The following is a 15,850-nucleotide window of genomic DNA, read 5'->3' on the forward strand; positions in this document are numbered from 1 at the left end:
GGGTCTACACCGCGCACAAGTCGCTCGGACTGACCGTGCTGGCACTGGTGATCGTACGGCTGGGCTGGCGGCTCTATGCGGGGGCGCCGCCACCGGTGGCAGGCACGCCGCGCTGGCAGGAGCGCATCGCCGGGCTGACCCACTGGCTGCTGTACGCCATGATCTTCGCCCTGCCGCTGTCCGGGTGGCTATACGACTCCAGCAGCGGCCTGCGTCCGTTCCGATGGTTCGGCCTGTTCCCGGTGCCCAAGCTCAGCGCGCCGGACGAGCAACTGCGCGCCACCTCCCACGCCATCCACGAGTGGGGCTTCTGGCTGCTGATTGCCGTGGTGCTGGCGCATGCCGGCGCTGCGCTGTACCACCATCTGTTCCAGCGCGATGCCACCCTGGTGCGGATGTTGCCGCGCGGTTGGCTCTCCCCCAAATCCTGAGGAATTCCCATGTCGTCCAAGTTGTTTGCCTCTCCGTTGCTGGTCGCCGCCTCGCTGGTTGCCACCTTCGCCGCTGCGCCGGTATCCGCCGCCGAGTACGTGCAGGCGCCGGGCTCGTCGTTGGTGTTCGCCAGCAAGTACGACGGCGAAGTGTTCACCGGCAAGTTCCCCGGCTTCGACACCACGCTGAGTTTCGATCCGGCCAACCTGGCTGGCGCCAAGCTCGACGTGCGCATTCCGCTGGCCAGTGCGATCAGCGGCAATAACGACCGCGATTCGACCCTGCAGGGCCCGGACTTCTTCAACGTCGCCAAGTTCGCCACCGCACGCTATCGCGCCGACAAGTTCCGCGCCCTGGGCGGTAACCAGTACGCCGCCGACGGCACCCTGGAACTGCGCGGCGTCAGCAAGCCGGTCACGCTCACCTTCACCTGGACTCGCGGCGCGCAACCGGTGCTGGCCGGCAAGGCGGTGGTCAAGCGGCTGGACTTCGGCGTGGGCGGCGGCGACTGGGCCGACACCAAGACCATCCCCAACGAGACCGCGATCAGCACCAAGGTCGTGTTGAAGGCGAAGTAACGCCGCAGGCCGCAACCGGACGCGGCCACTGCGCGGCGGGCCACTCGTCGGGTCCGCCGCTTTTTTTTGCTCGTGCGTCGGATGACACCGCAAGACAGCTAGACTCGGCCACCACTTCAGGACGCCGACGATGCGCACCCACGGAACCTTGACCCGCTGGAATACCGACCGTGGGTTCGGCTTCATCACGCCCGCGCACGCCGGAGATGACGTGTTCGTGCATGTCTCCGCATTCCCACGCAGCCCGGAGCCACCGCGGGTGGGCGAGTTGATCTCCTTCGAAACGGAACCGGGTCCCGACGGCCGCCGACGCGCAGTGCGCATCATGCGCGCCGCTGGGCCTGGCGCCGGACCCATCCGCTCCGCGCCACGCGCGGCCTCGTCCGCCAATCCCGCACAAGGGCTGAGCCTGGCCAAGGTACTGCTGCTCATGCTGCTGGTCGGTGGCGGCGCAGTGGCCTACCAGCAGCGCGATCGGCTGGCCAACCTGGTTGCACCGACAGCGGTCGCCGACCAGACACCCGCACCGTCACGCACGCCGGCGACCGCCGCTGCGGCATCGCCGCAGTTCAGCTGCGCAGGGCGCACGCATTGCTCGCAGATGACCTCCTGCGCCGATGCCAGGTACGTCCTGCAGCATTGCCCCGACACCCGGATGGATGGCGACGGCGACGGCGTGCCTTGCGAAGACCAGTGGTGCCGCTGACGCGAGCGGACCTGGCCGGCCTCGCCGGCACCCAGCTTCGTCGTCGCCCCTTGCGCTGCCGCCTGCAGATCGTTGCGGCGCCGGATCGGCTGGCTCAGCTGCCGGCGCCCTGCAGCCACGCCCGTAGCGTGGGCGCATCGAACGGCCACGCCAGCTCGCGTCCGCGGGCATCGCGCAGCACCGGCACCCGCGCACCGTAAGCGGACTCCAGCGTCACATCGTCGTCGATGAACACGCTGCCGAACTCGCCCGCGCGCGCCTGCACCAGCACTTCCACCGCCTGGTCGCATAGATGGCAATCGTCGCGCTGGTACAGGGTCAGAGCCACCGGACTGGTCTCATGTTGCGCTGCAGCCGTGCCGCAATCGTCGAGCGACTAGAATAGCCGGCTTTACGCTCACCTCTCCGGCACGCATGGCTGTCAGCACGTTCGACCTGTTCAAGATCGGCATCGGTCCGAGTTCCTCTCACACCGTGGGGCCGATGCGTGCCGCCGAGCGCTTCGTGCACCGGTGGTTGCTCGATGCCGGGCGCCTGCAGGACGTGGTGCGCATCCGTGCCGAAGTGTTCGGCTCGCTGGCCCTGACCGGCCGCGGCCATGGCACCGACAAGGCGGTGCTGCTCGGGCTGGAAGGCCATCGCCCGAACCTGATCGACCCGGACATCATCCCCGCCACGCTGGAACGCATCCGCACCAGCAAGCGCATCACCCTGATGGGCCAGCACGCGATCGGCTTCGACGAAAAGCGCGACCTGCCGATGAACAAGCGGCAGAAGCTGCCGTACCACACCAACGGCATGCGCTTTACCGCCTACGACGCCAATGAGGCGGTGATCGCCACGCGCGATTACTACTCGGTGGGTGGCGGTTTTGTTGTCAATCAGGACGACGCTGCCGACGACCGCATTGTGGCCGACGAGACGCCGCTGCCCTACCCATTCCTCAGTGGCGACGAATTGCTCGCGCAGTGCGCACGCAGCGGCCTGAGCATCGCCGAGCTGATGTTCGAGAACGAAAAAAGCTGGCGCAGCGAGGACGAGATTCGTGCAGGCCTGCGCGAGTTGTGGAGTGCGATGCAGTCCTGCGTGGCGCGCGGCATCCGCGAGGAAGGCACGCTACCGGGCGGCCTGAACGTCTCGCGCCGCGCACCGGCGCTATACCGCGAACTCTCGTCCAAACCCGAAGCGGCCATGCGCGATCCGTTGACCACGCTGGACTGGGTCAACCTGTATGCGCTCGCGGTCAACGAAGAAAACGCGGCCGGCGGGCGCGTGGTCACCGCGCCCACCAACGGCGCGGCCGGCATCATTCCATCCGTCCTGCATTACTTCGACCGGTTCTGCGCCGGCGCCTCCGAGCAACGCATTTTCGATTTCCTGCTCACCGCCGCGGCCATCGGCATCCTCTACAAGGAAAACGCCTCGATTTCCGGCGCCGAAGTCGGCTGCCAGGGCGAAGTGGGCGTGGCCTGCTCGATGGCCGCCGGTGGCCTGGTTGCCGCACTTGGCGGCAACCCGGGGCAGATCGAAAATGCCGCCGAAATCGGCATGGAGCACAACCTCGGCCTGACCTGCGACCCGATCGGCGGGCTGGTGCAGATCCCGTGCATCGAGCGCAACGCAATGGGCGCGGTGAAGGCCATCAACGCCAGCCGCATGGCCATGCGCGGCGACGGCAAGCACAAGGTGTCGCTGGACAAGGTCATCAAGACCATGCGCGACACCGGCCGCGACATGCAGGACAAGTACAAGGAAACCAGCCGCGGCGGCCTGGCGGTAAACGTCATCGAATGCTGAGTCGGTCGTGAGCGAGAGTGGCACCCAGTGAGCGCTTGGAGTGTCGAAACAATCCACCAGACAGATGCGCGCCGATCTCCAGGCAAAAGGTTTGCCAGGCGCGCGTTGATGTAAAGGCCCTTGTCTCGCAAGCAGGAGAGGGGCGCACAGCTCGAATCACGAAAACACCTGGCGTGAACAGCTGCACTCCCCTTCTCCCGCAGTCGGCAGAGGGCGCAAAGCACCAATGAGGCAGCACCTCGCGCGAACCGGTGCACTCCCCTTCTCCCGCAGTCAGCAGAGGACGCAGAGCGCCAACGAGGCAGCACCTGGCGCGAACCGGTGCACTCCCCTTCTCCCGCACGCGGGAGAAGGTGCGCGAAGCGCGGATGAGGGCAACAGGCATCGGCGCCTGCACTGGTCACCCACGCCATCGCCAGCAACGCGCCGGCAGCGCCCGCCAGACGTTACCCGGCTGTACGTCCCCACCACATCCCCGGCTGTACCGTCACAGGCTGGATTCGGATGGAGATCACGATGCAAAAGCGCGCTTGCACCCTCACGCTCGCCCTGGCCTGCAGCCCGCTGATGGCGCAGGAAGCCAGTTATGGTCCGCGCCTGGAAGGCTTCGACTACCCGCACCCGGTCAAGACCTACGCGTTCACCTCGCAACAGCAGCCGCTTGAAATGGCCTACCTAGATGTTGCGCCAACCGGCACACCCAATGGCAGCACCGCGGTGCTGCTGCATGGCAAGAACTTCTGCGCCGCCACCTGGGAAACCACCATCGCGGCCCTGAGCAACGCCGGCTACCGCGTGATCGCACCGGACCAGATCGGTTTCTGCAAATCCAGCAAACCGGCGGCCTATCAGTTCTCGTTTGCGCAACTGGCCGACAACACGCATGCGCTGTTGACCAAGCTCGGCATCGAACATGCGGTGGTGGTGGGCCATTCGATGGGCGGCATGCTGGCGATTCGCTATGCGCTGATGTACCCGCAAGCCACCGAACATCTGGCGCTGGTCGACCCTATCGGCCTGGAAGACTGGAAAGCCGAAGGCATCCCCTGGCGCAACGTCGACGCCTGGTACGACAACGACCTGAAAACCAGCTTCGAGCGGATCAAGAAGTACCAGATGGACGTGTACTACGCTGGCCAATGGAAGCCGGAATTCGAACGCTGGGCGCGCATGCAGGCCGGCATGTCGCTGGGCAGCGGCAAGCAGGCGGTCGCCTGGAATCAGGCACTGACCTACGACATGGTGTTCAACCAACCGGTAGTCTACGAACTACCCAAGCTCACGGTGCCGACCACGCTGTTCATCGGCCTCAAGGACCGTACCGCCATCGGCAAGGACACCGCACCGCCGCAGGTCAAGGCACGCGTCGGTGATTACACCACGCTTGGCAAGCGCGCGGCAGCCGCAATTCCGAATGCGACACTGGTGGAGTTCGCCGACCTGGGACATTCGCCGCAGGTGCAGGACCCCACACGCTTCAATGCCGCGTTACTCAAGGCGGTAACGCCGTAAGCAGCACCGGCGGCAAAACCACTGGCATGACCAACGCGTCCTTAGAAAGCAGCAGCTCGCGCACCGGCGCGCCGCTGCTGGAGACGCCTGCAATCGCGGCGTGCAACCAGGTGATCCGCGCAGACGATGACGCCATCGACCGCATGCGCGCCGACGATAGACCCAGGGGGAGCCGGCGCCGCCCCGCTTTCTCAACCCGCTACCCGGCCACGATCCGCAACACGTCATCCAGCAACGCGGCCGCCGTTACCTCGGCACCCGCGCCCGGTCCCTGGATCAGCAACGGCTGCGCGCGATAGCGATCGCTGCTGATGGCGACACGATTGTCGGTGCCGGCACCACCTGCCAGCGGGTGATCCAGCGCCAGCTCGCGCAGGCCCACGCTTGCGCCATGCGCGTCCACCCGGCCGACAAAGCGCAGGCAGCGCCCTGCGGCGCGCGCCTGCTGCCAGCGCGCACCAAGCCCGGCATCCAGCGCCTCTAGGTGCGCATGCAGTTCGCCCAACGGCACGTTGGCGATGCTGGCAGGCACCAGCGATTCCACATGCACCTGCTCTGCCTCCAGCTGCCAGCCGGCCGCGCGTGCCAGGATCAACAGCTTGCGTCGCACGTCTTCGCCAGACAGGTCGATGCGCGGATCCGGCTCGGTGTAGCCGGCTGCCACCGCTTCACGCACGCAGCCGGAAAACGCACCACTGCCGTCGTACCGGTGAAACAGCCATGCCAACGATCCCGACAACACACCTTCGATCGAATGGATATGGTCGCCGCCCGCCACCAGCGCACGCACGCTGCTCAATACCGGCAGGCCGGCGCCCACGGTGGCGCTGTCGCCGTAATGCGCGCCGGTGGCATGGCGCGCGGCCTGCAGCGCCTGCGCCCGCGCCAATGCCGTGCCCTGGCCCAATTTGTTGGCGGTGACCACGTGGACGCCGCGGCCCAGCCATTCCACATGCCAGTCGGCCACCACGTCGCTGGCGGTCGCGTCCACCAGCACATCGCCGGCGCGCAGCGCCACCGTTTCTGCCCAGGGCTGCAACACCGCCTGCCCGCGCGGGGCGGCATTGGCCTGCTGCAGCGCCTGTTCCGCACTTACGCCACAGTCGTGGGCAATGCGCGAATTGGCCAGCCAGTCGAAGCGCGGCAGCCGGAGCTGCCGCTGCTGCAACGCGGTGTAGCGCGTCACGAAGGCACGGCCCACGGTGCCGGTGCCCAACAGGGCCAGGCGTGGGGTCGGGGTCACCGATGCGGCCGAAGCACGACGCGACGCGGGCAGCACGCTGCTCACGCGTCGACCTGTTTGCGGGTGTCGGTGGTCAAGGTAGCCTCGGCGCGCGCCAGACCGGCGCGCAGATCGATCAGCAGGTCTTCGGCCGATTCGATGCCGATCGACAACCGCAGCAACCCATCGGAAATCCCGGCCGCAGCGCGCGCTTCGGCGGTCATCGCCGCGTGCGTCATCGAGGCCGGATGCGCGATCAGGCTTTCCACCCCGCCCAGCGACTCGGCCAGGGTGAAATAGCGCAAGCCATCGACAAACGCGCGCACCGCAGCTTCGCCGCCGTTCAATTCGAAACTCATCATCGCGCCAAAGCCCTTCTGCTGGCGCGCGGCCAGCGCATGGCCCGGATGTGCCGCCAGTCCCGGGAAATACACCTGGTTGACCACCGCATGCCCATCCAGCAATGCAGCGATCGCATCGGCGTTTTGCTGGTGCACGCGCAGCCGCGCGTCCAGTGTGCGCAGGCCGCGCAAGGTGAGAAAGGCATCGAACGGCGAGCCGGTCAGGCCCAGCGCGTTGGCCCACCACACCAACTGCTGATGCAGTTCGGCATCGCGTGCCACCACCGCGCCACCCACCACATCGCTATGGCCGTTGATGTACTTGGTAGTGGAATGCAGGACCAGGTCGGCACCGAATTCCAGCGGCTTCTGCAGCGCGGGCGACAGGAAGGTGTTGTCCACCACCGTCAACGCGCCGACCTTCTTCGCCGCTTCGATGACAAAGCGCAGATCGGTGATGCGCAGCAGCGGATTGGACGGGGTTTCGATCAGCACCAGCTTGGGCGACTGCGCCAATGCATCGGCCAGCGAACGCGGATCGGTGAGGTCGGCGGTGATCAACGCGAAGTGGCCCTTCTTGGCCAGCGCATTGAACAGGCGCCAACTGCCGCCGTAGGCATCGTGCGGCACCACCAGCGTGTCGCCGGGCTGCAGCACCGCGTTGAGCACCAGGTTGATCGCGCCCATGCCGGTGGAGGTGATCACCCCGCCCGCGCCGCCTTCCAGTTCGGCCAACGCTTCGCCAAGCAGGTCGCGGGTGGGATTGCCACTGCGGGTGTAGTCGTACTGGCGCTTGTTGCCGAACCCGTCGAAGGAGAAGTTCGACGACAGCACGATCGGCGGGGTCACCGCACCGTAGGCGGTATCGCGGTCGATGCCTGCGCGCACGGCGGCGGTAGCGGCGGTACAAGGGGCGTCGGCAGGGTCACGAAAGCTCATGCGGTTTCTCCGGTGCTGCGAAGGGCAGTAGTGAGGATCGCGTCGATGCGATCGATTTCTTTCAGGAAGGCGTCATGCCCATACGGCGAACGCAGCACGCGCAGGCTGCCGCGCGGGCCCAGGCCTTCGACCAGGCTGACCAGGTCGGCCAGCGGCACCAGACGGTCGCCTTCCACCGCCACCACGACGGTGGGCACGCGCACCTGCGCCGGCTCGAGGCGGTGCAGGTCGATCGATTCGGACAGGCGCAGGTAAGCGGTGACAGGCGTGCGCGCCACGTACTGTGCGCCGGCGGCATCCAGATAATCTTCGGCCGCCACACGCACACGGCCATTGATCACTTCCGGCGGCGCGTCGAAGCGTTCGCTGAATTCTTCCGGCGTGCGGTAACTGAGCATGGCAAACTGCCGTGCCAGCGCCAGCCCGTGATGCTCCGCGCATTGCAGCTGGCCCAGCGCCACCGCGCGACGCTGCAATGCGCGCCATGCGGCCGCATACGGATGCGCACGATGCGCACCGCTTACTGCAATCAAGGTGCCCACGCGGCCGGAATGACGGGTGGCAAACTGCAGGCCGACCAGCGCACCGTACGAATACCCGACAAAGCCATGCAGACGCGCGATACCCAGCGCATCCAGCAACGCGGCAATCGCGTCGGCCTGGTCGGCGGTATCGATCGGCGCGTCCAGCGTGCCATCGGCGCCAAGGAAATCGAATGCCAGCAACCGGCGCCGCGCCGGGTCCAGTGCACGGCCCGCTCCCACCAGACCCTCCACCCAGCCCTTTTCGGCAAAGGCCTCGCTGGCGGCCAGATGCCGGTGCGCCGAGATGCCGCCGGCCACGAACACCACCGGCGCAGTGGCAGCACCGACCAACTCGTAGCGCAGGCGCACCTCGCGCATGCCGGCATGGCGCATCGGCAAGGACACGGCAATGTCGCCGCGCACGGCGAGCGGGCCGTCGATCTCGGCGGCGTGGGTGTCTGGAGAATCAATGGTGGTTGGCGATGCTGTGGTCACGAGGCTCATGGCGATATCCGGAGTGGATCGGCCATCGAGCTTCGCGGGAGCTCGCGTTCGACGTGCGGAAGGCACGAGTCGAACCATCTTTCGGCGGACGCGGAGGTCCCCGCAGGATTTGGCACCAAACGCGGGCGCTTGCGCGCTCCGCTGGCTGCCCCGGCATCAAAGGGCCTGTCCCTCCGCCGGTCTCGATGGTGAGGCAACGATGCCACCGGCCTTGTGCGATGTCAATCTCTTCATGCGGATGGAAAGATATATTTTCACCCGATACCACCGGGCACTGTGATGGGCGGCATACTTGCGCCCCCACCCGTCCAAGCCGATCGCGTGCCTCACCGCGTTTTTTACCCGTATTCGCCCGTGCGTGTGGCGGTGTGGCTGGCCGCATTGCTGAGCGCTGCAACGGCTGTCCAGGCGCAGCAGCGCTGGCATTGGGGCAGCGGTGCGACCATGAACCCGCCGGCCGCCATCCCGGCGCCGACTGGCGCTGCCCCGACCGGCGCCGGCCCGGCCCTGCAGCTGGAATGGCAGGCGCCCGCCTATCTGGCGTGGGTGACCAATCCGCTGGACGGGCCGGCGCAAGTGCGCCTGAGTGCGCCACCCACCGACGACTATCGCGCCGTGCCGCAGCTGCCGCAGACCCTGTCGCTGGCCGCACGCGAGCGTCGCCTGCTCACGCGGCTATATCCGGCCAGCAACCAACGCACGCTGGACGGGCTCGGACTCAAGCTGGACCTCGTGCCCGGCGATCCGCGCGCCCAGCCCCAACCGGTGCACTACCAACTGCCGTTCCGCGACGTGCCGATCCTGGTGGATCAGGGGTTTGGCGGCCAGTTCAGCCACGCCGATCTGCCCAACTGGTACGCCGTGGACTTCGCCCTACCGCAGGGCACGCCGGTACTGGCGGCGCGCGAGGGCGTGATCATGGAGGTGCGCCAGGACGTGAGCGAGGGCCATGCGCACGACCCACGTGCCGGCGGCGGCAACCTGGTGCGGGTGCTGCACGCCGACGGCAGCATGGCGCTGTACGCCCATCTGGCTCCGAACGGGGTGGAAGTGCGCGCCGGCCAGCGCGTCGGCACCGGCCAGCGGCTGGGTACCTCCGGCAATACCGGCTACAGCACCGGTGCGCACCTGCACTTTTCGGTGCAACGCAACGCAGACCTGCAGCTGGTGTCGGTGCCGTTCCGCATGCTGGGCCCGCAGGGCGAACTGCAGTTTCCCTCCCCCGCCCCCTGAGCGGCCTTGCACCGGGCGGCGACTCACCCGCCTCCGGCAGATCACCCGGCAGGGCCTGCCCGCCGAAGCCGCTATAATCACCGGCTTCCTCAGTTTCCGCAGGCGTCCGACCGGGCGCGCCCAGCCCATGTCCGAAGTCTCCAACGAAGCCGCGCGCCGCCGCACCTTCGCCATCATTTCCCATCCCGACGCCGGCAAGACCACGCTGACCGAAAAGCTGCTGCTGTTCGGCGGCGCGATCCAGATGGCCGGCTCGGTGAAGGGACGCAAGGCCGCCCGCCACGCCACCTCGGACTGGATGGCGCTGGAAAAGGAGCGCGGCATCTCGGTGACCTCCTCGGTGATGCAGTTCCCGTACGAGGGCAAGATCGTCAACCTGCTCGACACCCCCGGCCATGCCGACTTCGGCGAGGACACCTACCGCGTGCTCACCGCGGTGGACTCGGCGCTGATGGTGATCGACGTGGCCAAGGGCGTGGAAGAACGCACCATCAAGCTGATGGAAGTCTGCCGCCTGCGCGACACCCCCATCATGACTTTCATCAACAAGCTCGATCGCGAGGGCAAGAACCCGATCGAGCTGCTGGATGAAGTGGAAACCGTGCTCGGCATCCAGTGCGCGCCGGTCACCTGGCCGATCGGCATGGGCCAGCGCCTCAAGGGCGTGGTGCACCTGATCACCGGAGAGGTACATCTGTACGAACAGGGGCGCAACTTCACCCGTCAGGACTCGACCATCTTTCCGTCGCTGGATGCACCCGGCCTTGCCGAAAAGATCGGCGAGCAGATGCTGGCCGAGCTGCGCGATGAGCTGGAGCTGGTGCAGGGCGCAAGCAATCCGTTCGACCTGGAGGCCTATCGCGCCGGTCAGCAGACGCCGGTGTTCTTCGGCTCGGGCGTCAACAACTTCGGTGTGCAGCCGCTGCTGGACTTCTTCGTCGAACACGCGCCGCCGCCGCAGGCACGCGACACCACCGGCCGCCGCGTCGAAGCGGCCGAGGCCAGGCTCAGCGGCTTCGTGTTCAAGATCCAGGCCAACATGGACCCGCAGCACCGCGACCGCGTGGCGTTCATGCGCGTGTGCTCGGGCAAGTTCACTGCCGGCATGAAAGCCCTGCACGTGCGCAGCGGCAAGGATCTCAAACTCGCCAACGCGCTGACCTTCATGGCTTCCGACCGCGAGATCGCTGCCGAAGCCTGGCCGGGCGATGTCATCGGCATCCACAACCACGGCACCATTTCCATCGGCGACACCTTCACCGAAGGCGAATCGCTGTCGTTCACCGGCATCCCGAACTTCGCGCCGGAACTGTTCCGCCGCGCGCGCCTGCGTGATCCGCTCAAGCTCAAGCAATTGCAGAAGGGTCTGGCGCAGCTGTCCGAAGAAGGCGCCACCCAGTTCTTCCGCCCGCTGATGAGCAACGACTTGATTCTCGGCGCCGTGGGCGTGCTGCAGTTCGACGTCGTGGCCTACCGCCTCAAGGACGAATACGGCGTGGATGCGATCTTCGAGCCGGTGAGCGTCACCACCGCACGCTGGGTGCATTGCGACAATGCCAAGAAGCTCGAGGAATTCCGCGAAAAGAATGCCGGCAACCTGGCCGTCGATGCGGCCGGCGAGTTGGTCTACCTGGCACCGACCCGCGTCAACCTGCAGCTCGCGCAGGAACGCGCACCGGACGTGCGCTTCTCGGCCACCCGCGAACATGCACATGCCAAGGCAGTCGATTGACCCGCGCTTGAACTTTCGCAAGCGTACGCTACTGCCTGCAATGCGAATTGCGCGCAGTTGCGGTACCTTTTTGGCATGAATGCAGACGCTTCCCCCTCGACCGACCTGCGCGACGAAATTGCCAGTGCCGTGACCCACGGCTTGGGTGCCATCGCCGCCCTGGCGGGCGGCTCGGTGCTGATCACCCTGGCCGCCATCTATGGCGATGGCTGGCAATTGGCCACCTCCATCGTGTTCAGTGCCACGCTGGTACTGCTCTACGTCGCCTCCACGCTGTTCCATGCCATTCCGCATCCAGGCGCCAAGGCGCGCCTGCAAGTGCTCGATCACTGCGCGATCTATCTGTTGATCGCCGGCACCTACACCCCGTTTACGCTGATCAACCTGCGCGGCCCATGGGGCTGGGGCCTGTTCGCCGCGATCTGGACGATTGCCGCAGCAGGCGTGATCTTCAAGCTCTTTTTTACCGGGCGCTTCCGGTTGCTGTCGACCATCCTGTATCTGGCGATGGGCTGGCTGATCATCGTGGCGATCCAGCCCCTGCTTGCCTCGGTCGACACCTGGTCGCTGTGCTGGCTGCTGGCCGGTGGGCTCTTCTACACCCTTGGCACGTACTTTTATCAACGCGATACGCAGCGCTACTTCCATGCCATCTGGCACCTGTTCGTGCTTGCCGGTAGCGCTTGCCACTTCGTTGCGGTGATCGAACAAGTGGTGTGATGGCGGCGTGGCGCGTTCGCGCCCCGTGCACGAGGCATCGCCAACCATGCGCACGTGAATAACGTGACCCCTGCCGCTGCCGCCCATGCCTCCCGCTCACCGCGTCGCCGCCGCTGGCTGATCGGGTCCGGCATCGTTGCCGCCATCATCGTGATCTTCGTGCTGGTGTTCGACTGGAACTGGCTCCGCGGCCCGGTCGAACGCCTGGTCAGCGCCAAGACCGGTCGCGAGTTTCGGCTGGGGCACCTGGATGTAGACCTGGGCCGCACCACCACGGTCCGCGGCGAGCGCATGCGGCTGGGCAATGCACCCTGGTCCAAGCGTGGCGCAATGGCGGAAGTGAATGCTGCCGAGATTGATGTCGAGCTATGGCCGCTGCTACGCGGCAAGGTGCGCCTGCCGGAGATTCGTATCGAGCAGCCGTCCGTCCTGCTGGAAGCAGGCAACGATGCGCATCCGGGCAATTGGGTGTTCGACCAGAACGATGGCGACGGCAGCATGCCGCGCCTGGGCCGCCTGTTGGTCAGCAACGGGCGGCTGCAGTACGTCGACGATGCCAACCGCTCGGACATCGACGTGGCAATCAACAGCCTTGCCCCCCCTCGCAGCGACCAGCGCGCCGCACCGATCGGCATCGATGGCAAGGGCCGCTGGAAGGGCTACCCGTTTACGTTGAAGGGCGATACCGCCTCGCCGCTGGAGCTGAGCCAGAGCGAACACCCCTTCCGCATCGATCTGCGCGGCAGCGCTGGCGCCACCCGTACGCATGTGCGCGGCACCTTGACCAACCCGTTCCAGTTCCGGGTGTTCGATCTGCAGATGGCGCTCAGTGGCCAGGACATGGAAGACCTGTACCCCCTGACCGGCGTGGCCATGCCGTCTACACCGCCCTACACCCTCGACGGCCGCCTGCGCCGCGATGGCGAGGTGTGGCGCTACGAAAAGTTCACCGGCACCGCTGGCGACAGCGACCTGTCCGGCACTGCCGAAGTGGACCTGCGCAACAAGCGTCCACTGCTGCGCGCCGACCTGGCGTCCAAGCGACTGGATTTCGACGATCTGGCCGGTTTCGTCGGTGCACCGCCCAAGACCGGTGCCAACGAGTCGGCCAATGCCGAGCAAAAGAAGCAGGCCGCGCAACTGGCCGCCAGCGCGCGCGTCCTGCCCACCACGCCCTACGACCTGTCAAAGCTGCGCGCGATGGATGCGCAGGTGCGTTGGCGCGCGCAGCGCATCAATGCGCCTTCCTGGCCATTGGACGACATGGATGCGACGCTGAAGCTGAAGGACGGTTTGCTGCAGCTGGACCCGCTCAATTTCGGCGTTGCCGGTGGTGACATCCGCTCCACCATCCGCATGGATGCGCGCAACGAGGTCATTACGACCCAGCTGAAAGCCGGCATTCGTGGCATCCGCCTGGACCAGTTGTTCCCCGATGCCACGCTCGCCAAGCAGGCCTCCGGTGCGATCGGCGGCGAGTTGGACCTGCGCGGTCGCGGCAACTCGATCGCTGCGATGCTCGGTACTGCCGACGGCTCGATCGGCGTTGGCATGGGACGCGGCCATGTGGGCAACCTGATCATGGAACTGGCGGGCCTGGACATTGCCGAGTCGCTGAAATATCTGGTCACCAAGGACCGCCAGATTCCGGTGCGCTGCATGTTCGGCGACTTCGGCGTGCAGGACGGCCTGATGCAATCGCGCGCACTGGCCTTCGACAGCACCGACACCATCATCGTCGGCGAGGGCACCATCAGCCTCAAGAACGAGACGCTCGACCTGCTGCTGCGCCCGCGCCCCAAGGACCGCAGCATCCTGAGCTTGCGCTCGCCGCTGCGCATTGCCGGCACCTTCAAGGACCCCAGCTTCCGCCCGGATTTCAAGGCACTTGGCGTCCGCGGCGCCATCGCCGTGGCGTTGGGCAGCATCGCGCCGCCGGCGGCGCTGCTGGCGACCTTCGAGCCCGGCCCGGGGCAGGACAGCGATTGCGGCGGCAAGTACGCGCAGTAACAGCGAGCAAACGAACGGCGGTCCAGTCGTAGACGTCACGACACATGCCTGCAACCGGGCGATGCAAGCCACGCCCGGTGCCATGCTGCCATCGTCAGATACGCCGCCAATCAGCAGCACGCCTCAAACGTTCAAGCTGCTTTGACCGCGACAACGCAGCGAGATCAACTGGCGATATAACGCTGCAGCTGATCGATATCGCGCTGCTGGGTCTCGATCACCGCCTTGACCAGATCACCGATGGAGACAACGCCCTGCACGCGGCCGTTTTCGACCACCGGCAGATGCCGGAAGCGCCCGTCGGTCATCAGCTGCATGCAGCGCTCCACCGAGTCCGATGGCGAAACCGTCACCACCTCAGTGCTCATGATTTCGGCAACGCTGGTGGTCGATGACGACCGATCGCGCAGCACCACCTTGCGCGCGTAATCGCGCTCGGACACGATGCCGACGAGGCGCTGCCCGTCCATCACCAGCACCGCACCGATACCTTTCTCGGCCATCAGCCGGATCGCCTCGATCACCGCGGCATCGGCCGCGACGGCGAATACCTCAACCTGCTTGGTCCCCAACAGCTGTCGTACGGTCTGCATGGCCCGCTCCGCGCTTGGTCTGGTCGTCGCAGCCTACTCCCACCGCGCCGTGGTGGGTATCGACCAGGTACAGCGGGCGCTGCTTGGCCTCGTCATACAAGCGCCCCAGGTATTCGCCGATCAACCCCAACGCAATCAGCTGGATCCCGCCCAGGAACAGGATCACCGACATCATGGTCGGCCAGCCGGCCACCGGGTCGCCCATCAGCGCCGCCTTGACCACCACCCACGCCCCGAACACAAAGGCCGCCAGGGCCGTCAGCAGCCCGAGATAGGTGGCGGCGCGGAGCGGCACGGTGGAAAAACTGGTGATGCCGTCGAGCGCGAAATTCCACAACCGCCACACGGTGAATTTGCTGCGCCCCGACAGCCGCGGCGCGCGCCGGTACGGCAATGCCACCTGACGGAAGCCCACCCAACCGAACAGTCCCTTCATGAATCGGTGGCGTTCGCGGAGCTGCTGCAAGGCCTGCACCACACGCGGCGACAGCAAGCGGAAATCGCCGGTATCGGCTGGAATGGGCGTGCGCGACAGGCGCCGGATCACCCGGTAAAACGCGTGCGCAGCGCTGCGCTTGAGCCAGCTCTCGCCTTCGCGGAACACCCGCGTCCCGAAGATGTTGTCGTATCCGGCGCGCCATAGCGCGACGAATTCGGGGATCAATTCCGGCGGGTCCTGGCCATCGGCATCGAGCAGCACCACGGCGCCCGGCAACACATGGTCCAGACCGGCAGAGACTGCCACTTCCTTGCCGAAATTACGCGACAGCCGCACCACGCTCACCTGCGTATCGGCCTGCGCAAGCGCCTGCACGACGTCCCAGGTGCCATCGGTACTGCCGTCATCGACATACAGCACACGGGTCTGCAGGTCCTGCAGGCCCGCCAGCACGGCGCACAGCCGCGGGTGCAGCAACGGAATGCTGGCCTCTTCGTTATAGGCCGCGATCACCACCGTCAGGCGCGCGGCGGCATCCGGCGGCTGGGCTGCGTCGATGTTGTGCATG

At 66.5% G+C, this 15,850-nt stretch carries 15 protein-coding genes and 1 riboswitch; of the genes, 9 read left to right on the forward strand and 6 right to left on the reverse strand.

Annotation, left to right across the window (positions count from 1 at the left end; translation table 11 throughout):
• The 3 genes from OZ10_RS13300 to OZ10_RS13310 form a co-directional block, all read left to right on the forward strand.
• The coding region (locus OZ10_RS13300) for a cytochrome b (RefSeq protein WP_039565353.1) at positions 1-431 on the forward strand (431 nt) is incomplete at its 5' end.
• Between the two features lie 9 nt (positions 432-440).
• Complete coding sequence (locus OZ10_RS13305; RefSeq protein WP_039565355.1) at positions 441-1,010, forward strand: YceI family protein; 570 nt, start codon at positions 441-443, stop codon at positions 1,008-1,010.
• 130 nt (positions 1,011-1,140) lie between these two features.
• Positions 1,141-1,716 (forward strand): excalibur calcium-binding domain-containing protein, encoded by a 576-nt coding sequence (locus tag OZ10_RS13310; protein WP_039413455.1) that lies wholly within the window; start codon positions 1,141-1,143, stop codon positions 1,714-1,716.
• A 94-nt stretch (positions 1,717-1,810) separates the two neighbouring features.
• Here OZ10_RS13310 and OZ10_RS13315 read toward each other — a convergent pair whose 3' ends face one another.
• Complete coding sequence (locus OZ10_RS13315; protein ID WP_039413452.1) at positions 1,811-2,044, reverse strand: glutaredoxin family protein; 234 nt, start codon at positions 2,042-2,044, stop codon at positions 1,811-1,813.
• A gap of 86 nt (positions 2,045-2,130) precedes the next feature.
• Here OZ10_RS13315 and OZ10_RS13320 point away from each other — a divergent pair, with 86 nt between their 5' ends.
• Positions 2,131-3,513, forward strand: a complete 1,383-nt coding sequence (locus OZ10_RS13320; RefSeq protein ID WP_039565357.1) for an L-serine ammonia-lyase — start codon at positions 2,131-2,133, stop codon at positions 3,511-3,513.
• A 504-nt stretch (positions 3,514-4,017) separates the two neighbouring features.
• Complete coding sequence (locus OZ10_RS13325) at positions 4,018-5,025, forward strand: alpha/beta fold hydrolase (RefSeq protein WP_039565359.1); 1,008 nt, start codon at positions 4,018-4,020, stop codon at positions 5,023-5,025.
• 199 nt (positions 5,026-5,224) lie between these two features.
• On the opposite strand, the gene OZ10_RS13330 is transcribed toward OZ10_RS13325, so the two are convergent.
• From OZ10_RS13330 to metX, 3 genes are read right to left on the reverse strand one after another with little or no spacing between them, the layout of a single operon-like run.
• On the reverse strand, positions 5,225-6,313 hold the full coding sequence (locus tag OZ10_RS13330; protein WP_039413444.1) for a homoserine dehydrogenase family protein: 1,089 nt from the start codon (positions 6,311-6,313) through the stop codon (positions 5,225-5,227).
• Positions 6,310-7,527 carry an O-succinylhomoserine (thiol)-lyase gene (locus OZ10_RS13335; RefSeq protein WP_039413442.1) on the reverse strand — a complete coding sequence of 406 codons (1,218 nt, stop codon included), beginning with the start codon at positions 7,525-7,527 and terminating at the stop codon, positions 6,310-6,312. The genes OZ10_RS13330 and OZ10_RS13335 overlap by 4 nt, the downstream gene beginning before the upstream one ends.
• Positions 7,524-8,555, reverse strand: coding sequence for a homoserine O-succinyltransferase MetX (gene metX, locus OZ10_RS13340; RefSeq protein ID WP_039565360.1), 1,032 nt, complete (start codon positions 8,553-8,555; stop codon positions 7,524-7,526). Before metX ends, OZ10_RS13335 begins: the two co-directional genes overlap by 4 nt.
• Before the next feature lie 71 nt (positions 8,556-8,626).
• Positions 8,627-8,747: riboswitch (SAM riboswitch) on the reverse strand.
• Between the two features lie 129 nt (positions 8,748-8,876).
• On the opposite strand from metX, the gene OZ10_RS13345 reads away from it, so the two are divergent.
• The 4 genes from OZ10_RS13345 to OZ10_RS13360 all read left to right on the forward strand — a co-directional run bounded on the left by OZ10_RS13345 (position 8,877) and on the right by OZ10_RS13360 (position 14,250).
• Positions 8,877-9,788, forward strand: coding sequence for a M23 family metallopeptidase (locus tag OZ10_RS13345; RefSeq protein WP_425520167.1), 912 nt, complete (start codon positions 8,877-8,879; stop codon positions 9,786-9,788).
• A gap of 127 nt (positions 9,789-9,915) precedes the next feature.
• Complete coding sequence (locus OZ10_RS13350; protein ID WP_039565365.1) at positions 9,916-11,520, forward strand: peptide chain release factor 3; 1,605 nt, start codon at positions 9,916-9,918, stop codon at positions 11,518-11,520.
• 75 nt (positions 11,521-11,595) lie between these two features.
• Positions 11,596-12,240, forward strand: coding sequence for a PAQR family membrane homeostasis protein TrhA (trhA, locus tag OZ10_RS13355; protein WP_039413436.1), 645 nt, complete (start codon positions 11,596-11,598; stop codon positions 12,238-12,240).
• Positions 12,241-12,303: 63 nt separating this feature from the next.
• Positions 12,304-14,250, forward strand: coding sequence for an AsmA family protein (locus OZ10_RS13360; protein ID WP_425520169.1), 1,947 nt, complete (start codon positions 12,304-12,306; stop codon positions 14,248-14,250).
• 164 nt (positions 14,251-14,414) lie between these two features.
• Here OZ10_RS13360 and OZ10_RS13365 read toward each other — a convergent pair whose 3' ends face one another.
• Positions 14,415-14,843: a CBS domain-containing protein gene (locus tag OZ10_RS13365; protein WP_039413432.1), complete on the reverse strand. Its 429-nt coding sequence runs from the start codon at positions 14,841-14,843 to the stop codon at positions 14,415-14,417.
• Positions 14,803-15,849, reverse strand: a complete 1,047-nt coding sequence (locus tag OZ10_RS13370) for a glycosyltransferase family 2 protein (protein ID WP_039565370.1) — start codon at positions 15,847-15,849, stop codon at positions 14,803-14,805. The genes OZ10_RS13365 and OZ10_RS13370 overlap by 41 nt, the downstream gene beginning before the upstream one ends.
• Between the last annotated feature and the right edge of the window lies 1 nt (position 15,850).

The organism is Xanthomonas cannabis pv. cannabis (genome assembly GCF_000802365.1).
GTDB lineage: Bacteria > Pseudomonadota > Gammaproteobacteria > Xanthomonadales > Xanthomonadaceae > Xanthomonas > Xanthomonas cannabis.